This window comes from Mesorhizobium sp. ISC15 (assembly GCF_037162615.1).
GTDB classification, from domain to species: Bacteria; Pseudomonadota; Alphaproteobacteria; order Rhizobiales; family Rhizobiaceae; genus Mesorhizobium; species Mesorhizobium mediterraneum.
The window spans coordinates 3,091,051-3,109,406 of sequence record NZ_JAVSPX010000001.1; the positions used below are offsets into that span (position 1 = coordinate 3,091,051).

Below are 18,356 nucleotides of genomic sequence, written 5' to 3' on the forward strand. Positions count from 1 at the left end.
CGCCCATCTAGATTTGTTCGCCGAGCAGGATTCTCGCATCCTTGGCCGCGACGATGAACGCCTGGCGCGCGACCCTCGGCGGCTTTTCGCCGCGAATAACGGCAAGGCAGGCTTCGATTGCAGCGAGTCGCGTCTTGGAGGCCGGCGCCGGCCAGTCCCTCAGCAGCACTTCAGCCGCGTCGGAGACCGACAAAACAACCCTGTCGCGATCGATCCGGCCAGGTTGAACAACAATCGGCTTTCTGAAACGTCTCGTACGCACGACACTCTCCAAAGTGGCAATATGTTAGCCGCGTCTGATCTTCTTGGCCACCTCAAATGTTGATTGCTGTCGGACTTGCTGCTGCCCTGTCCATGCGAGGCTTTGCGACCTCACCACGCCGCGCAGTTTGGCGTAATACAAGGTCACCCCGCGAAGGTGATCTCCCAGCCATATTGTCGGCTGGATTTGGCTATCAGTTGCCAGCTTAGGAGCAGACCCGACGCTGTGCTTCAAGGGGGCCAGGCAGTGTTATGAAATCATTGACTGCAATTGGGGGCTGCTTGGCTCTGTTCGTGTCGGCATGTACCTCATCCGATGAACAACAACTGGGTATCTCGAGCCCGCCGGTGAAATTGGCGGAGCCGCGGGTCGTGATCGAGGCCGACCCTGCGCCTCCGTTCACATATTGGGCACCGGAAGGCTCCACGATACGCAACCATCCGCGAAATCCCGCGATTTGGGTCGCGCAAGTCGCCGGCCAGCCGCAGCGATACTATTACGGAGATCAGTGTCAGGCGTCCCGTTACCAGCATCTTCTGGGTCGACCGCTCACTGAAATGCCGGATCCGCCGAAGGAAGCTGTCTGGAGCACCCACTGCTCGACATGCGCCCGCACCTCCGATCTCGGCTGGGCCCGGATGAACATCAGCTACGATGAGGACACTCGGATAATTGTCGAGATTGCCTGCGGGTGACCGACGATCTTTAGCTTGCCCATCGTCGCGTCGCGTTGGGGAAGACAGGCTTAAGCCATGAGCTGCTCGATGATCTATTTCACGGCCGACACACATTTCAGCGATCCCCGCATATTGCGTATCGATCGTCGCCCGTTCGGCTCGCTGGCAGAACACGATCGAACGCTGATCTCGCTCTGGAACGAAACCGTCAGCCCGGACGACGAGATCTGGCATCTCGGCGATTTCGCGAAGGGATCGGCCGAATTCGTTTCATCGCTCCTGTCGTCTCTTCATGGCCGGAAGCACTTGATCATAGGCAACAACGATGGCGCAGCGACTATCGGCGCCGCAGGTTGGGCCAGCACACAACATTATAAGGAGCTGACGATAGACGGCAGGTTGCTGATCCTTTGCCACTATCCTTTTCGCACCTGGAATCAGATCGGCAAGAAATCGATCGATCTGCATGGCCATTCCCACGGCAAATTGACCCCGGTTACACGCCAGTACGACGCCGGCGTCGACAGCTGGGATTTTCGACCGGTCACCCTTTCCGTCATCCTTGCCCGCAGGCGTCGGCGAACGGCCCGCCGCGATATTCAACGCAAGTGATCAAAAACGCGGATCATCCGGCTGTTGCTTACATGTTGGTATTCATTGTCCCCGAGTGAGGAATGCTTCCGGCGGCTAGATTTGCTGCGAACTCCGCATGCAGTTCATCTTCGTGTCCGAGATAACGAGGAGAAAAGTGCATCGGCACAGCATGTTCAACACCCGCAAGCCGGGCGATAGTGCCGGCTTCGGCCGCCGTGAGGTGCCGCTTCGCGGCGGCCAGCCGCCGATCTTCCTGCAGGAAGCCCGCTTCGATAAACAGTTGGTTCGCGCCGTGCGCAAGCGCAACGACAGGCGCGAGATTTGCCTCGTTGAATGCGAGATCGGTCGCATAGACAATCCTCTGTCCGGGACCGGTTCTCAGGGCTCCGGCACCGAGGAGTTCGCCGACCGAGATATGCCGATCCGCGGTCGGGGCGAGTATCGTTTCGGGATCAGCTCCGCGCCGGACCGCACGCTTGGCTTCGTTCAACCAAGCTCCGACAGGCAAACCCAACGCTTCCAGTTGTGGTTTTTGCACATTGACCTGGATCTTTTCCTGAAACGCGAATGCAAGGCACGGAACGCCGTGGTCGAGCATTGCTGCTTCGACACGGAAATCGGGATCATCGAGCAGGATATTTCCCTCAGCTGGGGTTGAGGCCGTATCCTGCCGTGCGAAGCCCGATCGCGCCCGAAAGAGGCGGGAATGACGAAATCCGGCCGGCGTCCAGTCGCAGGCCGCTATCATGAAGTCGTGGGACTGTTCGTCGAGGAGATTCCACGTGTATGCGTTGAGCTTGGCTTGCACGGCCTCGGTCAACCCAGGCGGGCCGAAGAAATGCACTGTTCTATTCCTGTATAGAAATAACCGCAGGAGCCGATCGAAGCCGGCGAAGTGATCCATGTGCATGTGTGATACGAATACGTGGCTGACGCGCAGGATTTCGCGCGGCGAAAGTGGCGACAGATCACCAATGTCGAAGAGCATCGCCCGGTTGCCGAATCGGAAATCCAGAAGAAGCCCCGCATCCGAGAAGGGATCGTTGACCAGGCGCGGCTGAACCAGCAACGTCACGGAATTCACCCGATACCGTTTTCGAATTTCGCCACTAGGCGCTCACCTTCAGACACGACCTGAACCTGAGGTCTATCCTCTCTAATCGTGCGCTCTGGGTAGCGGTTCCCATGGATATCGTTCGAAATGATGCAGAAGGCGGCGAGCCGGCCAAATCAGACTGAACGTTTTTGCCACCTTCTGCGTTGTCTCGGTTCGGAGCGAGGAGCAGACCGCAACGCGGGCAACCCGCGGTCACAACGAGGTAGCACCAAGAACGAGCGACATGACCGAGCACAAAGGCACTCAGCCGAGCGAGGCAAAGGGGACGGTGATCGCATTCTCAGCGCCGGGCTGCGAGCCCCTCTACGCTCACGAACGGGAAGCCGTGGCTGCCGTTGCCCGCACGATTGCGACCCTCAAGGGATTTGCCTTCCGGCGGGGCCTAGGCAACAGCATCGGCAATGGCGGCGGCTTGTATTTCGTGCCCGACGACAGCTTGCTTGTCACCGATGCGGCACGGCTGGGTATCGGCGGACCGCAAGACCTCTTCGGCGGCGTGGTGCCTTGGCGTTTCGCAATGACCAAGGCCATAACCCATGAACTGGTGGACGGCTTGGCCGAACGACCGAAAGCATGGTCAACCGGCTTCGGCAGAACTGTCAGCGCAGCAGTATTGCCTGGCTACACGGTGTTTTCGCGGCACGATGCGCTGCGGGCGGCCGAACGTCTGCTGAGGCTCGGGGTTGCCCGGCTTAAGCCGCCGCTTTCCTCGCGAGGCCAAGACCAACACATTGTTCTGACGGTTGCTGACGTCGAGAGGCTGCTTGAGCGGTACCGCTCCTCCGACTTGGACGAGTGCGGTCTGGTGCTCGAAGCGGACCTCCGCGACATCGTCACGCTGAGCGTCGGCAGAACGGAAATCGATGAGATCATTGTCGCCTATTACGGCACTCAAAGGACGACCACCGATAATGCGGGACAATCCGTTTATGGCGGATCCGATCTCATTGTAGTGCGCGGCGGATGGGAAGCGCTCGAAGACCTTCAGCTTCCTCGCGCACTGGCTTTGGCAACGGTGCAGGCGAGGGCCTATGACACGGCGATGGCTGACTATCCTGGATTTTTCGCCTCGCGGCGCAACTACGATATCGGCCAGGGCGTCGATTCGTCGGGCATCTGGCGATCCGGTGTGCTCGAAGCCAGCTGGCGCATTGGCGGCGGCAGTACTGCCGAGCTTGCAGCAATAAAGATCATGAAGCAGGACCCGGACATCCAACTCGTCCGTGCGTCCGCAGTTAAGGAGTTCGGCAACAACAGCCGGCCACCGGTGAACGCGGACGTTCACTTTCACGGAGAAGATCCCGATGAGGGCCCCATCACGCGCTATACTGTCATCACGCAAGCGATCCGGGAGCCGGCCAATTGCGCCGGCTCATGAGTGTCAAATTAGATCGCAAAACGCTTAAATCAGGGAACATCCATGGGCGGCTTGAGTTGTTCGGGATAACCCGTGAAGCCAATTCGAAAGGAGGAAAAAGTGATCGAGGTTATTTCTGCTCCTGAGAACGTCGCCGCATTTCGCGTTGCCGGTACCGTGACCGCGCAGGACTACGACAAAGTCATCCCGGCCATCGAGGAGAAGCTGAGCGAACATGAGGAGATCGGCGTCCTGGCGGACCTTACGGATTTGGAGGACATGACGGGCGACGCTTTGCGCCGCGATCTGCAGTACGGCTTGAGCAAACTTGGCGAATTCCACCGCTTCCAGCGTGCCGCAGTGGTGTCCGAAAAACAGTGGATCAAGGCAGCTACGGAGATGACGGGCGCGCTTTTCCCGCAGATCGAGGCGAGGGTGTTCCCGAAGGACGAAAAGGCCCAGGCTCTGGAGTGGGTAGCAGGTGTCCAATAGCAGCATCTAGCTGATCTTCAGACCGCCTTAGGGAGTCGCCATGCCAACCACCTACAACAAGCGGCAGGATTCGGAAGGCCTGTGGGAAGTCTATGACGGCGAGAGCGAGGAAGCCGTCATAGTTGACGGCATGCCGCTTTCCGGGCTGGATGAAGTTGAAGCCAACGAAGCCATTAGAAGGCTCAAGCGGGGCGAACTGACGTCCGACAATATTCCCCCGACGGCTCAGTCCGGGTGGCCTCCGGCTAAAGACGGCATATAATGGGTTCAGGTGTCTTGATCCCTCCGTCGTCTTCGAACAGAGAGCGGACCGATTCAGTGTTGCAAAATCGCGAACCGCGTAAGCCGTTGTCCAGAACCGCACTGGCAGCAATCGCACTTATCTGCGCGCTAATTCTTGCTGCGTTTTTCATAGGCTTTGAATATTCGGCTCCTAATGCAGGCGCGCTCGTTATTCCCGGAGGATCGCAACAATCGCCGTAATGCCCCCATCGCTGTACGTTGCTTGCCGAGTTCGTCGGGCCAGCACGAGCGAGGTTGCAGGGACCACATTTCCAGTGCATTCTCGCCATCGTCCATGACCAAGCAGTATCTCAACCATCAGTTGGAGTGCCCTTATTGCCTGACAATAAGGCTGAGGATTCCGGCCGACGCCGGTCCTGACGACCGGATCTTTTGCGACGACTGTGGCGAGTTCCTGGGAACCTGGGACGATCTGCTTACCGATTTTGAGAGGCAGGGCGGGCAGGATGGGGTATTCCGTCTCGACAAGGGCCGCATCAGGCGGATCGATTGAGCCGCAAGCGAGGCAACCATCGCCTCGGCGGCCTCTGCTCACCAGCGTAACGCTTGCAGCGCCTGACCATGCGACGCGAGTCGCCGGAAAATTTCTGGCGATGCTGAATTGATGTGGAACTTGTTGCTGGCCGGTGGGGTTATCGGACGCCTTCACGTTTAGGAAGGCTAGCTCCAACCCCAGCGGGAGAAGACCATGGCCACTGCGAAGAAATCCACGAAAGCGACAACCAAGGGTCTTGAGGACCTGTTCCTCGACGGGCTCAAAGATCTTTACTATGCCGAAAAGAAGATACTAAGGGCCCTGCCGAAAATGGCGAAAGGTGCTGAGTCGGAAAAGGTGACTGCCGCCTTCGAAAAACATCGCATGGAAACGGAAGGTCACGTCGACCGCCTCGAGGAAGTGTTCGAGAAATTCGGCAAGGCAGCACGCGGCAAGACCTGCCCGGCGATCGACGGCATCATTGAAGAGGGCTCCGAGATCCTCGAAGACTATGAAGGTGCTCCTGCGCTCGACGCCGGACTGGTCGCAGCGGCGCAAGCCGTCGAGCATTACGAGATCGCCCGGTACGGCACTCTGATCGCCTGGGCAGAACAGATGGGAAAGGCCGACGTTGCCGCCCTTCTCAAAGCGACGCTCAAGGAAGAGGTCGCAACGGACGAAGCGCTGACGGGTCTAGGCGAGGGGGGTGTCAACCAACGCGCTCTTCAAGCGGCCGCATAATTGCTTGTGCCACCGGGTTGCGGAGCCCCGGCAGGGATCGCCAGGGCTCCGCTCCGAAGAGGCGGGTATCGGGCTTGCCATCCGGAATTCTTGAACCGGCCTGACTGACCGTCAGTTGCAGGAAAGGCACTGCGCAGTTGTCAGGCGGAGAGAGCAGGATCATGGATCCCGTGTTGTGGATAGCTTTCCTGGGGACCGTAATCTCGATGCAGGCCCCGCCCGGCCCCGACAGCATGCTTGTGACAGCACGCGGAATTGCTCACGGACGAAGTACGGCGTTTTTCACGGTGCTGGGCATGACCGTCGGAGCGGGGCTTGTTCAATTGCCTCTCCTCGCGTTAGGCGTGTCTTCATTGGTTGGGGCGTCGCCCCTCGCATTCAGTCTGCTCCTATGGTCCGGCGCCGCTTACCTGTGTTGGCTCGGAATAAGCCTATTGCTCTCGTCAGCCACGGAAGTTGCCATCGAAGAGCATAGAAATCTTGGTCCGCTAGCGGCTGCACGAGAAGGAATGATCGCCAACCTCATAAATCCCTGGCCAATGATGTTCATGGTTGCGTTCCTGCCGCAATTCGTTGACCCGGCTCGAGGATCGGTGACGCTGCAATTGCTGTTGCTGGGTGGGACACAGAAAATCACAGGTGTATTGGTGCTGGGCGCGTACGCGCTCGCGTCCGGTGCGGTTGGCGAGTGGATCCTGAAGCAGCCAAAGATACGGCTCTGGCAGCAGCGCATCGCCGGCTGTTTTATCATTGGCCTGGGCATTCGCATGGCCGTGAGTGGCGGAGCGACCCGTTAAACTAGCCGACCCCGCGGCTATCGTATCCCTCTTGCCTTCACAGTCGCTAACCAAAAGGCGGGCGATTGCCCGCCTTCCCATGGTTCAGTTCTTCGACTCGCCGCCGAGCTTTTTGACATTGCTGCAGAATTCAGGGTGGGTGTTGGCGGCGTTGGGGTTTGCCATCTCCTCATCGCAGACTTTTGTCATTGCCATGCGGTCCTCGTCCGTCAGCGCTTTCCACGCCGTCGTGAACGCGTCGTCCGACCGCAGAGTCTTCATGCTGGAGTCCGTGTAGAACGGCTCCATCTTTGCAGGGTCATCCAAGGCAGACGTGCCTGTGTCGGCGCCTGCCGCAAGAGAAACGCCGCTTACCAAAGAAAGCGCCATCGCGCCTAAACAGATCATCTTGTAGTTCATGGCAAGACCCTTTCCGTTGTTTAAAGGTCGCTAATGCAACCGCCTGCTGGCAAACGGCGTGTTTCAGAAAAGGTTCCTATCCCACCTGCTGGCAGGCCGCCCGATCGGCGCTTTCTACAATCAGCGAGGCGTCCTGTGCATCCGGCTCTGCCCGCCACCATTAATGCGGCATGCCTGCCAACGGAACAAAGCGCCTGCTTGACTGTTCGATTCCAAACACGAGAGCCGTCCGATGATCGCCTGCTGCAGCTTGTTGCCATAGAGGATGATTAATCCGATGGATGTCTCCATTGGCCTCCACGTCACGCCAGCGGCAGTGCGTGCCCAATGAGCGAACTGGCTCGCAAGGACCCCGGCCGAAAAAAGCCGCGACGGGAGGGTAGCGGCATCGGCCGGGCCCTTGGGCTCGGGCTGATCACCGGCGCGGCCGACGACGACTGCTCGGCCATCGGAACCTACGCCAGCGCCGGGGCCAGGTTCGGTCCCGACCTGCTCTGGACCGCGCCACTTACCCTGCCGATGATGTACACTGTCGTGTATCTCTCATCGAAGCTGGGCCAGGTCTCCGGACGCGGGCTCTTCCAGGTCATTTCCGACTTTTACCCGCGATGGCTCTTGTGGTCGGTGTTGGTGGGCGTGCTGATCGGCAACACCATCGAGGCTGCCGCGGATCTCGGGGCGATGTCTGCGGCTCTCAATCTGTTCGTCCCGCTGCCGGTTCCGTTGATCGTGGTTGGCGTCGCCGCCATTATTTTCGCTCTGCAGGTTTTCGGCTCCTACAAACTGATCCGAAACGCCTTCCGGTGGCTGGCGCTGACGCTGCTTGCCTATGTGGTTTCCGCCGTCCTCGCGAAACCGGACGCATTGTCTGTTCTGTACGGCACTCTGATCCCAAAAATCGAGTTCAGCCGTGAGTACCTGTCCATCCTCGTTGCCATCATCGGCACGACGCTCTCGGCATATCTCTATACCTGGCAGTCCAACCAGGAGGTCGAGGAAGAGATTGCAGAGGGCAGGACGACTCTCAAAGAGCGGAAGGGAGCGACGGAAGGCGAACTTCGCCGGTCTCGCCGCGACATCTTGATCGGTATGACGTTTTCCAATTTGATCATGTATTTCATCATTCTTTCGACGGGATCAACCCTCTATGAGGCAGGTCAGACCCAGATTGAGACAGCCGCCCAGGCAGCCGAAGCGCTGCGGCCGCTTGCCGGTGATGCGGCAGGAATTGTCTTCGCAGCCGGCGTGATCGGCGTCGGCTTTCTGGCCGTTCCAGTCATGACGACCGGCGCCGCCTTTGATCTTGCGCAGGCGATGGGTTGGAAGCACGGCATGAACGACAAACCTCGCCAGGCTCCCAAATTCTACATCGCGACCGGAGTGATCACACTGTTGGCGGTGGGGCTCAATTTCATCGGCTTCAACCCGATGAAAGCCCTGGTCTGGTCCGGTATTGTGCAGGGTTTTTCTACTCCGCCTCTGTTGCTGCTGATCCTCATCATGACCAACAACCGCAAGATCATGGGCGACAAGGTGAACAGCCCCGGCACAAACGTCCTTGGCGGCGTGACGACATTGGCGACCTTTGCTGCGTCAGTCGGGCTAGTGGCGACCTGGTTCATCTAGCGATACGCCGGCATCGCGCGATCTGTTGAAGAAGCGCTCGACCAAGTTTCGCAATCAGCAAACCCAACGGCTGAAGCAGATCGGCTGGGCGCAGCGGAACTCGCGCTGCTCTCGCCCGTTAGCTTTTTTCAGTCGACATCCTTCGCACAGGAGCCCGCCATGCTTATCGAGCACCAGAGCAAGCGGCCGAACATCGATCCAACCGCCTATGTGGCTCCGACAGCGGTGATCTGCGGAGACGTGGCGATCGGTCCACACACGCACGTCTCGTTCGGGGCGGTGATCGAGGCGCATGGCGCGCCGGTACGGATCGGCGCCCAGTGCGTCGTCCGCGAGAACCTCAACATCCGCAGCACGAGCCGGAACGCCGTCGAGATCGGCGATAATGTCCTGATCGGGCCGCTCTGTTCACTCAAGGGCTGTATCGTCGCGGACGAGTGCTTCCTGGCAACGGGCGTCAAAATCTATCAGGGCTCGGTCATTGGGCGACGCACAGAGGTTCGCATCGACGGCGTGGTCCACGTGCGCAGCGTCCTGCCGCCGAACTCGCTCGTCCCGATCAAATGGGTGGCGGTCGGCGATCCCGCTGAGATGTTCCCGCCCGACAAGCACGAGAAGATCGACGCCGTCCTCGCCAAGATGAACTTTGCCGAAGAGGTCTACGGGCTGCAGCGACAGTCCGGCATCGGCGTCGACATGGACATGAAGAAGGTCACCCAGCGCGAGGCGAGCGGGCTCGCCGATCATCGCGACGACCGGGAGCTATAGCCAGGAGCAAGGATCACGACGGAGCTTCCGCCGTTCCTTCACCTCGGCTCCGCCGCCCTGCCAGCAACGGCAACAGCCCGGCCAGCGCCGATCCAGACGATCGAGGAAAGGAGTCTGAATATGCGCCCAGCGACCCGTCAACGATTTCGCCTCTCCGGCGGCACGGAGTTGTCCTTTATCACGGCCGGTGACGCGTCGACGCCGGCGGTGCTGCTCCTGCACGGCTTTCCGGGCTCGGCAGGCTATTTCGTGGGGTCCTCCCCAACTGTCGCAGGCCGCATACGTGATCGCCGCGGATCTACCTGGCTTCGGCGAAGGCGAAAGTGCAGGCGAGCGTGAGTGCCGCTACCCCCTAGATCTTTGTGATGTCGAAGTGATCGGCGTCCGTCTCGCCTACGAAGACCTGGGCGATGGCCCGGCGATATTGTTCATCGATGGCTTCGACGACGTGGCTCGACATTCGACCGCACGATGTGGCTCGCGCGATAGGCGGCGGTTTACTGACGAGAGCGATGCATCGGAGCCGGTGAATGGAACATCTGCCGACAATTGCCGTTGATATGCTCATCAGGCGAAAGGGCTGCATATGTCAAAACTTCAGGCGGCAACTCCAGAGGATTTGCAACGGCTCAAGCTCGAGGCGTCGGCCCATTTTGGCCCGAAAATGCTCAAAGACGCATTATTGCGGCTTTGCCAGGCTTGCGGAAGCGATAGCCTTGATCGGTTCGAGAAAACAATGATCGATCAGATCGAGGCAATGCAAGATGATGATAAAGCCAACTTCGAAACACTGAAGGAATTTGCTATCGAACAGCTTTATGCCTGTGTTCGAGAAGTCAAGTCTTCACCTGACATGAAACAGCCACTGGAGGAAGCAGAAACCCGACGGACATCTGGTCGGTCGCAAAAGCCGGAAACCCTGGAAGACCAGCTGCAGGCCGGCCTCGAGGATTCTTTCCCCGCAAGCGACCCGCCTGCTGTGGTGTCTACAGCGATCCCCGGCGGATCGAAGAAGCTGGTCGGGACTGACGAAGTCCTGAAAAAGCAGCGAGAGGAGGCGGCTAAGAACAACAGCCGCTCATAGACAGTCGGTCCTAGTGACGGATGCTTTCGCCCACTTGGTTCTACGGCTCCAGTCAAGCATGCGAACAGACGGCCAGCATGCACCGGCGTCAGAGCTTGACGGCCGCCTCCCGCGCCCACAGCCGCAACTTCCGGCAGGCTTGGACGAACTTCTCAGCCGTCTTGTTTGATTCCAGCCTTATCAGCCCTTCATCCGCATCCGCATCGACGCCTGCCTTGGCCAGCAGCGCCTCGGCTCCCGATGTGAAACCGATGAATTTGCAATGAGCGAACGCATCGGAAACGAAGTCCTTTGCGGCGGCTTCCTTGGCCAGCAGTTCGGCGCCCGGCTCCGAGAGCATAAGCACGACCGCGTCGAACAGGACCGACGGACCGCCGTCGATCATGTGTCTCGCTTCGATCTGCGTGCCATCGGCCGCATCTACGCCGCCGACCTTTGCGGCGACGACCTCCATCACCGCGCCTTCCTTTTCGACCGCGGTTCGGAGTTGCTCGAACAGCGCAGCATCCACGCCGTCGCTGACCAGCACGCCGACCTTACGGCCTCCGAAGCTCTCCGGCCCGTTATTGATGATGCTGAGCGCCGGCGAGGGCTCCAGGTCGTCTCGCGGCGGCACCGCAGCGTCCGCCGGACTTGGCATCTTTCGTATGCCAAGCTTGTCGGCAACGGTGGCCGCCAGCGCCTCGTCGATGTTCAGCAGATGGGAAACCATTCGCTCGCGGATTGCCGGTGTCTGGACCTTGCTCAATTCGAATGTCAAAGCCATGACGATGTGGCGTTGTTCCGGAGGCGTCTGGCTGTTGAAGAACAGCCGCGCCTGGCTGTAGTGGTCGGCGAAGCTTTCCGCCCGCAGCCGCACTTTCTGGCCCTGCTCGGCATCGGCAAAGGAACGGTAGCCGCGCTGGGGATCCTCGCGCGGACCCATGCCCCACGAATTTGGCTCATAATTTGCACGGCCTACCGGATTGCGCATAGCCATGTGTCCGTCCTGCTGAAAATGAGCAAACGGGCACTTCGGTGCGTTGATTGGAAGGTGGGTAAAATTCGGGCTGCCGAGCCGCTTCAGCTGGGTGTCGAGATAGGAAAAGTTGCGTCCCTGCAGCAGCGGGTCATTGGAAAAATCAATGCCGGGCGGCACGTTTTGCGTCATGAACGCCACTTGTTCGGTCTCGGCGAAGAAATTGTCGGGCATACGATCCAGGACCAATCGTCCCACCGGGATCGGCTTGAGGATTTCTTCGGGAATGATCTTCGTGGCGTCGAGGACATCGAAATCGAAGCTGTCCGCAAAGTCCTGATCGAAGAGCTGCACGGTAAGTTCCCATTCCGGGAAGTTGCCGGACTGGATCGCCTCCCACAGGTCGCGGCGATGAAAATCCGGATCGGCACCATTGATCTTGACTGCCTCGTTCCAGACCACCGACTGCATGCCGAGCTTTGGTTTCCAGATGAATTTGACGAAGGTGGATTCGTCGTCGGCGCTGACGAAGCGGAAGGTGTGGACGCCGAAGCCCTGCATGAAGCGGAAGGAGCGCGGGATCGCACGATCCGACATGATCCACATGATCATGTGCATCGATTCCGGCATCAGGCTGATGAAATCCCAGAAATTGTCATGCGCGGTCTGGGCCTGCGGGAAGTCGCGGTCCGGTTCCTGCTTGGCGGCATGGATCAGATCGGGAAACTTGATCGCGTCCTGGATGAAGAAAACCGGGATGTTGTTGCCGACCAGATCCCAATTGCCTTCCTTGGTGTAAAGCTTGACGGCGAAACCGCGCACGTCGCGGGCCAGGTCGAACGAGCCCTTGTTGCCGGCGACTGTCGAGAAGCGCACGAAAACCGGCGTCTTTTCGCCAGCACGCTGGAAAATGTCGGCGCGCGTGTATTTGGCTAGCGATTCATAGGTTTCGAAATAGCCGTGTGCGCCGTAGCCGCGAGCATGAACGACCCGTTCGGGAATCCGCTCGTGATCGAAATGGAAAATCTTGTCACGAAAGTGGGAATCCTCGATCAGCGACGGGCCACGCTCGCCGATCTTCAGAGTGTTCTGATCGTCGGAGACAGGCGTTCCGAGCGCAGTGGTGAGGACAGGCGTCTCGCCTTCCGCCAGTTGGTGAAGCTCACCGCCGTTTCGCCGCTCGACATTCTGGTTGCGACCGTTTGCGGGCCGTCTTTCTGAACGCTGCCGGGACTGCGCCATGACTGTTGCTCCTCGATGAATGAAGGCCGGAACCACCGGCTCAGGGCGTCGAACTTCCGGCGCGCCGCTTTGTTCCCGCAAAAGGACTGGCGCCTTTGCTTGCGGAACAATGGCGAATTGACGTCGCTGTCTGTCCAATGGAGCGACCTTGGCCGTGTTCCGGGCGGGCGGCACTCACCCGCAACAGGAGTTCAGCCGCGCAGTTACGCGATGTGCGTCCGCGCAATCCGAGATTTTCTAGCGACTCATTTCGATGTCCGGAACGATCCAAACCTTCATGCATTTAGCTAGGTCTTTGTTCATCAACTCGTTCTTGCTGGGAGCTGGACCATTGTCCTCCAGGGGCTATGCCTTGGCCAACCAGGAAACGGATGAAGTTTCCATCGTTGACCTGATACCTGCCTTGCGAGCCTTCGCCCGCACCTTCTGCCGTGTTCCTGACGATGCCGATGACCTGGTCCAGGAGACGTTGACCAAAGGGCTCGCCAACATCGACAAGTTCGAGCCTGGGACACGCATGAAGTCATGGCTCTTCACCATCATGCGCAACACCCACTACACGCGCGTCAAGGCCGCCGACAGGGAAAAACCCGGCCTGCTCGACTGTGCCTCTCTGATCCCGATTTCGGAAGCTACACAGGAGTGGTCCGTTCAGAGCAAGGAAGTCTATGGCGCGGTCCAGAAACTGCCGGAACATCAGCGCGAGGTCCTGATGCTGATCGGGGTTCTTGGCGTCAGCTATGAAGAAACTGCCGAAATATGCGGTTGCGCGGTGGGGACGGTAAAGAGCCGCCTTAACCGAGCGCGCGCCAGCGCGCTGGAATATCTCGGCGAAAGTTCGTTGCAGACATTGGTAGAAAGACGCAATCACCTGTCCGAGGTACAAGGAAACTTGGCAGTCGACAGGCGTCGATAGCTAGTCCTCTTTCTTTGCTTTGCATCGACGCTTCTCGACAAGCGCGTTCTGCAATTGAACCGCAAGGTTGGTCAACCGCTCGGGGACCTTCTCCTGCTCGATGGCAATCAGCAGAGATGCGATCTTCCGGTCTATTGCCAGCCGGAGTCGCGGGCTGATCGTATCGTCGCTCGAGCGAGACATCGTGTTCTCTTAACGAATTGATCCCTTCACCAGTGTGGTGTCAGCAATCAGAGTTTGCAAGGATTCACGCGCCGTTCTCACAGTCAGCGCTGACCCTTGCACAGCATTGTTTCGAAGCCGCTGGTATCGTCGGGAAAGCCTGTGCGTTCCCTTCGATCCTCCCCGGCAATAAGCCCAGGCGCGCTCGACAAATTCGACTCTCGCGACCTCAGCTGGTCGCTGGTCATAATCGCGTCTGCGATTGCAACATTCGGCCTTACGCGAGCCGATCCGCGGCATGATACTGATCGGAGTTGATCCGATTGCCATCGAGCCTGCGTTGCTCGGTGTGCTGCTTCTAGGCTCTGGTGGATGCAACCGCTTTCCTCGGCCTAGTCTTGAGCAAACCGGTCATCGCGCCGTCGCCGGAGCCTTTGTTCTGACGGCCGAGGTGATGTCCCTTGCCGCCGTATGCCACCTAGTCCTCCTTAGGATTGTGGGCACTTACAGGCGCCTTTTCTATGTGACGCCCGAACAGTTATTGAGCCGTAATGTTCCCTCGGATGCAGCAAGAAGAAAGGCATTGCCATCCCACAGCCGGAACGGCTTCTCGCTGTCAACGACGACCTGCATGCCGTGGGCTCCGGCGAGGCGGTGAACATCGGCACGATCCAGCGCCGGCGATCCGCGATAGGAGTAATTCAGAAGTGCTGCCATGCCCGACGTCTTCAGAACACGCGCGATTTCCTTGAAATACCGCTCCGCCAAGCCTGCTAGCGCCAGGTAGGGGAAGCTGTCGACAGCCAGCACGCAATCGAAGCTTGCATTGCCGAAGTCCGCAAGATCGAGACCGGAGGTCGGCCGCACTTCCACATTGCGCAGGCTGGCACATCGCTGACGAGCGATCGAAATCATCTTTGAGGATATGTCGATGCCGACGATCCGGTGCGCCGAGCTCGAAAGCGCGCTTTCGAAACGCCCGATGCCACAACCAATGTCCAATATGTCCCGGTCGGCGCCAGTGAAGCCTTGTGTTTCCAGCCATGCGACGATCTCGTCGGTAGTGGCGGTGAGCTTCTCCTCGTCACCCAACGAAGACAGCTGAACGCTCGCCGCCAGGGAAATCGCCGCTGCGGCATCGAAGCCGGCGGCCAGCCGCCTGACGACAGCGGCATCCGTTTCCCATTCACCGCGTTCGTGGCGAACGGCCGCGCCTGTTTCGCGCAGCATGGCAAAGATGTCAGGCCTGCGACGAAGCAGCTCGGCGATCCGCTCCAGTCTGTCCCCGTTCCGCAGGTCGGCTGAACACATATCCAGCGCCACATCAGCGAGTTCCGCAGCATCGAGCCCGGTTTCAAAGCGAAGCGCCAGTCTGGCAACGACGGCTTCGACGCAGGCGCCGTCGGCCATGCACTCTTCGAACACCATTCTTGCCGTCGACGCCTGTAACGACGGTTTTCGTCCAGTCGTGCTCATTGAGCCATGCTCCGCGTCCAGACCTTTCGCATCGTCCATTGGTCGACGGCACCCCAGCCATATTTGTAGGTCTCCTGGCCGCGCAGGAAATCGAACTCCCGCGCCCCTTCGCGGGCCGCCTCGGAAATCGCGTGACCGATCAGGATTGCGCCGGGACTTTCCTCGGCATAGGCCGGATCAAAACCGCCAAGGTAGGCGTAGGCGCGGTGGCGATGGTGAAATCCATAGTAGGCGCCGACGACCGCGTCATCGATAGCAACAAGCCAGCATCGCACAAGACCCTGTGCGGCAAGCAGGGCAAGCGCCTGCCGATGGAATTCTTCCGCAGCCGGATCGGCCAGCACGCCGTCACCATGCCCGGCCCAACGTGCGCCATGAAGGCGGATCAGGTGCTCGAAGAATGCTTTGGGACTATCTTGCACCGGCATGACGGAGACGCAGCCGCGCCTGCCTGCGGCTCTATGCGCGCGGCGCAGCTGGCGCCTTCGCCGCGCCGGAACGCAGACCGCAAGCGCATCGGCTCCAATGATCGAGAGCACGGGACAAGCGGCGTGATCGACGAGTTGACCCGCCTCCAGCGCAGGGTGCGTAATAGTGAGACCCGCAGCACCCGCCGGCAAATCCGGCAAAATCCATTGCGACCAATTGATCGCGAGAGCCTGGTCGGCGATTTCGGCGGCGACAGTCGCTTCGATGCCGGGGAAACACAGGACATCCAGATAATCGCTCAACGAAATCCCGACCGGAAGCAGTCTCGGCCCGGAAGGTGTGTGTTCCAGATAAAACGGCGCCAATCCCACCAGATCGTCGCCACGCCAGACGGCGATCGTAGCCAGCTCTCCGGGCGCAAACGTGCGCCACCACGGCACGAGCCAGGCGGGGCATTGGAACGGCGTCGCCGTCCGGCTATGCGCCCAGAGTTCCCACCAGCGCGGCGCCAGGGCCTCAAGGGCGGCCGCATCGTCGATGATCTCCGAGCGGAGCATGGATGCACTCACTGCGCCGCCGCGAGGCGCCTGCGGCCGCCACCAAGCCCCGCCAGCGCATGGTAGGCGTCCATGTAAGACGAAATCATGCGGTCGAGCGAAAAGCGCCGCCGCGCCTCGGCCCGGCATGTCTCGGCATCCAGGCCGGATGCTGCGATAATGGCCTCCGCCATCTCGTCGACGTCATTCACCAGAAAGCCCGTCTTGCCGTGCTCGACCACGTCCGGCAGCGCGCCGTTTGGAAAGGCGACAACCGGTGTGCCGCAGGCGAGGGCCTCCATCGCGACAAGCGAGCTGGTCTCCGCGGCAAGGCTGGGAATGACCAGGCAACGGGCGGCGTTGAGAAAGCGCCGTTTGGCGGTGAAGCCGAGCGGACCGAGGAAGCGGCGGTGCTTGTCAAGGCGAGGCTGGACTTCGTGACGAAGGTACAGCGTATGCGTTTCATAGGGGTAGACCTTGCCGCCGATGACCAGCGGCACGCCAGCCTGCTTGGCGGCGTCCAGCGCCAGATGGATGCCCTTTTCCGGGCAGATGCGGCTGAGAACCAATGCAAAGTTGCGCTTGGACTGCGGGCCGCTCAGCGCATCGATATCGACGCCGTTTGGAATGGGTGCAACGAGCTTGGTGCCCGGCGGTGCTGTCTTCTGCTGCGCCACTGAGACGGCGTGGAGCCATAGATCGTTGCGCACCGGGCGCAGAGCATCGGCCGGATACCAATCCAGCGGCAGGTGCAGGCTTACCAGTGTCGGGCCATGGTCAGGCAGATAGGCATGAAAATCGATGCCGTGCAGATGAATCACGTCGATCGACCAACGGGAGCGTGCCGCGTCTATCGCGGCGCGGTGGGAGCGCTGTGCCCGTGTTTTCGCCGCATCGTCGAGCACACCTGGTTCAGCAGGTGTCTCGATGAGGACGCCCGACGCTCTGGAGCCCTGGCAGCCGATCACGATGGAAATGTGCCCCGCGCGCACCAGTGCCTGGTCGAGCATCGATAGCACCTGCTCGGCACCGCCAACCGCATCCAGGCCGACTGGCGCGAGAGGGTAGGCGACGTTCAGGACGGTAAGGGTCATGGCCGGTCGAGCCGAAGCTCCTGATACGCAGCCGCCGCGGCGTGAAGCCAAACCGCCGGCTCGAAGCCGAGCGGCAGCGCCTCGTAATAGAGCTTGCCGTTGTTCGGCAGGGCCAGGAAATCATAGGCGGGCGCCACCCGGAAACGTTCGGCGCGCGCCGTAAACGGCGCCAGCGTCCGTTGCTGTGTCCGGTGGCAGGCCAGCATGCACTGCTTTCGTTCGAAAGCCGCTTCCGTAAGGTGCAGTTCGATGCACTCACTGCCGGGTCGGCTGTTGAAATCCTGAAGGACCACGCCCTCAGGTCCGGCGCAATAGAACGCCATTTCGACGATGGCCGGCGCCTGGCGTCCGTCGCGGCGCAGCAAATGGCAGGCCGCATGGACCGCAAAGGCGGTCGCGTCGTGATCGGGGTGACCGCCTTCATAAGGATGCGTGCAGACGAAGCTGATGTCGCAATCGGCCAGCAGGCAGGTCAGTTCCCGTGCGAGCGAGCTAAGGTTTCCGGCGGCTTGCTTGTCGGGATAACCGAGGCTGATCAATCCGGTCGGCGGAAAGCCCGCCGCCGAGAGCGCCGTCTCCAACTCCCTGTGGCGAGCTGCGGCGTAGTCCTGCCAAGTCTCGAAGCCGTACGCCCGCGCGTCGTCAAGATCTCGCGGCGCCCCGTCGGTGACATGAACGATGCGAGACCCGCGCAATCCGGCAAGATGCCCGCCGATGCCGATGCTCTCGTCGTCAGGATGCGCGACGACGATCATGATTTCAGCACCGTCCGATGAGTATGGTGCGGTACCTAGCAACAGGGCCGCGAATTCGGCAAGCGTTCCGGACCCGTCAGGTTGGTGTTGCATGAC

The 18,356-nt window shown here is 60.1% G+C and carries 20 protein-coding genes and 1 pseudogene; 13 read left to right on the forward strand and 8 right to left on the reverse strand.

The features are described 5' to 3' along the window. Positions 1 to 7: 7 nt before the first annotated feature. Entirely contained in the window at positions 8 to 262 is a 255-nt protein-coding gene (locus tag RPG13_RS14785) for a DUF982 domain-containing protein (protein WP_095486599.1), read from the reverse strand. A gap of 251 nt (positions 263 to 513) precedes the next feature. Here RPG13_RS14785 and RPG13_RS14790 point away from each other — a divergent pair, with 251 nt between their 5' ends. After that, on the forward strand, positions 514 to 957 hold the full coding sequence (locus tag RPG13_RS14790; protein WP_158302614.1) for a hypothetical protein: 444 nt from the start codon (positions 514 to 516) through the stop codon (positions 955 to 957). Between the two features lie 69 nt (positions 958 to 1,026). Further along, positions 1,027 to 1,551, forward strand: a complete 525-nt coding sequence (locus RPG13_RS14795) for a metallophosphoesterase (RefSeq protein WP_095486600.1) — start codon at positions 1,027 to 1,029, stop codon at positions 1,549 to 1,551. Between the two features lie 28 nt (positions 1,552 to 1,579). Here RPG13_RS14795 and RPG13_RS14800 read toward each other — a convergent pair whose 3' ends face one another. Beyond that, complete coding sequence (locus RPG13_RS14800; protein WP_206072972.1) at positions 1,580 to 2,608, reverse strand: ribonuclease Z; 1,029 nt, start codon at positions 2,606 to 2,608, stop codon at positions 1,580 to 1,582. A 265-nt stretch (positions 2,609 to 2,873) separates the two neighbouring features. On the opposite strand from RPG13_RS14800, the gene RPG13_RS14805 reads away from it, so the two are divergent. From RPG13_RS14805 to RPG13_RS14830, 6 genes are all read left to right on the forward strand, one after another. Continuing rightward, on the forward strand, positions 2,874 to 4,028 hold the full coding sequence (locus RPG13_RS14805) for a DUF3182 family protein (RefSeq protein WP_095486375.1): 1,155 nt from the start codon (positions 2,874 to 2,876) through the stop codon (positions 4,026 to 4,028). A 99-nt stretch (positions 4,029 to 4,127) separates the two neighbouring features. Continuing rightward, positions 4,128 to 4,499, forward strand: a complete 372-nt coding sequence (locus RPG13_RS14810; protein ID WP_158302615.1) for an STAS/SEC14 domain-containing protein — start codon at positions 4,128 to 4,130, stop codon at positions 4,497 to 4,499. 40 nt (positions 4,500 to 4,539) lie between these two features. Next, positions 4,540 to 4,761, forward strand: coding sequence for a hypothetical protein (locus RPG13_RS14815; protein WP_095486377.1), 222 nt, complete (start codon positions 4,540 to 4,542; stop codon positions 4,759 to 4,761). A 315-nt stretch (positions 4,762 to 5,076) separates the two neighbouring features. Beyond that, positions 5,077 to 5,295 carry a hypothetical protein gene (locus tag RPG13_RS14820; protein ID WP_095486378.1) on the forward strand — a complete coding sequence of 73 codons (219 nt, stop codon included), beginning with the start codon at positions 5,077 to 5,079 and terminating at the stop codon, positions 5,293 to 5,295. A 195-nt stretch (positions 5,296 to 5,490) separates the two neighbouring features. Then, positions 5,491 to 6,018, forward strand: coding sequence for a YciE/YciF ferroxidase family protein (locus tag RPG13_RS14825; RefSeq protein ID WP_095486379.1), 528 nt, complete (start codon positions 5,491 to 5,493; stop codon positions 6,016 to 6,018). 206 nt (positions 6,019 to 6,224) lie between these two features. Next, on the forward strand, positions 6,225 to 6,815 hold the full coding sequence (locus RPG13_RS14830) for a LysE family translocator (protein ID WP_095486601.1): 591 nt from the start codon (positions 6,225 to 6,227) through the stop codon (positions 6,813 to 6,815). Positions 6,816 to 6,899: 84 nt separating this feature from the next. On the opposite strand, the gene RPG13_RS14835 is transcribed toward RPG13_RS14830, so the two are convergent. Continuing rightward, complete coding sequence (locus tag RPG13_RS14835) at positions 6,900 to 7,214, reverse strand: hypothetical protein (RefSeq protein WP_095486380.1); 315 nt, start codon at positions 7,212 to 7,214, stop codon at positions 6,900 to 6,902. 327 nt (positions 7,215 to 7,541) lie between these two features. Here RPG13_RS14835 and RPG13_RS14840 point away from each other — a divergent pair, with 327 nt between their 5' ends. From RPG13_RS14840 to RPG13_RS14855, 4 genes are all read left to right on the forward strand, one after another. Beyond that, positions 7,542 to 8,840 (forward strand): Nramp family divalent metal transporter, encoded by a 1,299-nt coding sequence (locus RPG13_RS14840; protein ID WP_126103042.1) that lies wholly within the window; start codon positions 7,542 to 7,544, stop codon positions 8,838 to 8,840. 159 nt (positions 8,841 to 8,999) lie between these two features. Then, positions 9,000 to 9,608 carry a gamma carbonic anhydrase family protein gene (locus tag RPG13_RS14845; RefSeq protein ID WP_337125392.1) on the forward strand — a complete coding sequence of 203 codons (609 nt, stop codon included), beginning with the start codon at positions 9,000 to 9,002 and terminating at the stop codon, positions 9,606 to 9,608. Positions 9,609 to 9,891: 283 nt separating this feature from the next. Then, positions 9,892 to 10,167, forward strand: coding sequence for a hypothetical protein (locus RPG13_RS14850; RefSeq protein ID WP_206437525.1), 276 nt, complete (start codon positions 9,892 to 9,894; stop codon positions 10,165 to 10,167). Between the two features lie 27 nt (positions 10,168 to 10,194). Further along, the gene (locus RPG13_RS14855; protein WP_337125393.1) at positions 10,195 to 10,692 is read left to right on the forward strand and encodes a hypothetical protein; all 498 of its coding nucleotides are present in this window, start codon (positions 10,195 to 10,197) and stop codon (positions 10,690 to 10,692) included. A gap of 88 nt (positions 10,693 to 10,780) precedes the next feature. Here RPG13_RS14855 and RPG13_RS14860 read toward each other — a convergent pair. Beyond that, positions 10,781 to 12,829 (reverse strand): annotated as a pseudogene (locus RPG13_RS14860) (catalase); the annotation flags it as partial. Between the two features lie 415 nt (positions 12,830 to 13,244). Here RPG13_RS14860 and RPG13_RS14865 point away from each other — a divergent pair. Continuing rightward, complete coding sequence (locus RPG13_RS14865) at positions 13,245 to 13,808, forward strand: sigma-70 family RNA polymerase sigma factor (RefSeq protein ID WP_095486602.1); 564 nt, start codon at positions 13,245 to 13,247, stop codon at positions 13,806 to 13,808. A gap of 681 nt (positions 13,809 to 14,489) precedes the next feature. On the opposite strand, the gene RPG13_RS14870 is transcribed toward RPG13_RS14865, so the two are convergent. The 4 genes from RPG13_RS14870 to RPG13_RS14885 are packed head-to-tail and all read right to left on the reverse strand — an operon-like array spanning position 14,490 to position 18,353. Then, the gene (locus tag RPG13_RS14870) at positions 14,490 to 15,446 is read right to left on the reverse strand and encodes a class I SAM-dependent methyltransferase (protein WP_337125395.1); all 957 of its coding nucleotides are present in this window, start codon (positions 15,444 to 15,446) and stop codon (positions 14,490 to 14,492) included. Continuing rightward, positions 15,443 to 16,432, reverse strand: coding sequence for a GNAT family N-acetyltransferase (locus RPG13_RS14875; RefSeq protein ID WP_095486385.1), 990 nt, complete (start codon positions 16,430 to 16,432; stop codon positions 15,443 to 15,445). Before RPG13_RS14875 ends, RPG13_RS14870 begins: the two co-directional genes overlap by 4 nt. An 8-nt stretch (positions 16,433 to 16,440) precedes the next feature. Next, positions 16,441 to 17,505, reverse strand: coding sequence for a glycosyltransferase (locus tag RPG13_RS14880; RefSeq protein WP_095486386.1), 1,065 nt, complete (start codon positions 17,503 to 17,505; stop codon positions 16,441 to 16,443). Beyond that, complete coding sequence (locus RPG13_RS14885) at positions 17,502 to 18,353, reverse strand: PIG-L deacetylase family protein (protein WP_337125396.1); 852 nt, start codon at positions 18,351 to 18,353, stop codon at positions 17,502 to 17,504. The genes RPG13_RS14880 and RPG13_RS14885 overlap by 4 nt, the downstream gene beginning before the upstream one ends. Positions 18,354 to 18,356: the final 3 nt, after the last annotated feature.

Excerpts from the sequence above, each read along its gene's own strand:
- RPG13_RS14840 (WP_126103042.1), top strand. The coding sequence starts at position 7,542 with ATGAGCGAACTGGCTCGCAAGGACCCCGGCCGAAAAAAGCCGCGACGG.
- RPG13_RS14880 (WP_095486386.1), bottom strand. The coding sequence starts at position 17,505 with ATGACCCTTACCGTCCTGAACGTCGCCTACCCTCTCGCGCCAGTCGGC.
- RPG13_RS14830 (WP_095486601.1), top strand. The coding sequence starts at position 6,225 with ATGCAGGCCCCGCCCGGCCCCGACAGCATGCTTGTGACAGCACGCGGA.
- RPG13_RS14855 (WP_337125393.1), top strand. The coding sequence starts at position 10,195 with ATGTCAAAACTTCAGGCGGCAACTCCAGAGGATTTGCAACGGCTCAAG.
- RPG13_RS14825 (WP_095486379.1), top strand. The coding sequence starts at position 5,491 with ATGGCCACTGCGAAGAAATCCACGAAAGCGACAACCAAGGGTCTTGAG.
- RPG13_RS14805 (WP_095486375.1), top strand. The coding sequence starts at position 2,874 with ATGACCGAGCACAAAGGCACTCAGCCGAGCGAGGCAAAGGGGACGGTG.
- RPG13_RS14885 (WP_337125396.1), bottom strand. The coding sequence starts at position 18,353 with ATGCAACACCAACCTGACGGGTCCGGAACGCTTGCCGAATTCGCGGCC.
- RPG13_RS14870 (WP_337125395.1), bottom strand. The coding sequence starts at position 15,446 with ATGAGCACGACTGGACGAAAACCGTCGTTACAGGCGTCGACGGCAAGA.
- RPG13_RS14790 (WP_158302614.1), top strand. The coding sequence starts at position 514 with ATGAAATCATTGACTGCAATTGGGGGCTGCTTGGCTCTGTTCGTGTCG.
- RPG13_RS14795 (WP_095486600.1), top strand. The coding sequence starts at position 1,027 with ATGATCTATTTCACGGCCGACACACATTTCAGCGATCCCCGCATATTG.
- RPG13_RS14815 (WP_095486377.1), top strand. The coding sequence starts at position 4,540 with ATGCCAACCACCTACAACAAGCGGCAGGATTCGGAAGGCCTGTGGGAA.
- RPG13_RS14875 (WP_095486385.1), bottom strand. The coding sequence starts at position 16,432 with ATGCTCCGCTCGGAGATCATCGACGATGCGGCCGCCCTTGAGGCCCTG.
- RPG13_RS14820 (WP_095486378.1), top strand. The coding sequence starts at position 5,077 with ATGACCAAGCAGTATCTCAACCATCAGTTGGAGTGCCCTTATTGCCTG.
- RPG13_RS14835 (WP_095486380.1), bottom strand. The coding sequence starts at position 7,214 with ATGAACTACAAGATGATCTGTTTAGGCGCGATGGCGCTTTCTTTGGTA.
- RPG13_RS14845 (WP_337125392.1), top strand. The coding sequence starts at position 9,000 with ATGCTTATCGAGCACCAGAGCAAGCGGCCGAACATCGATCCAACCGCC.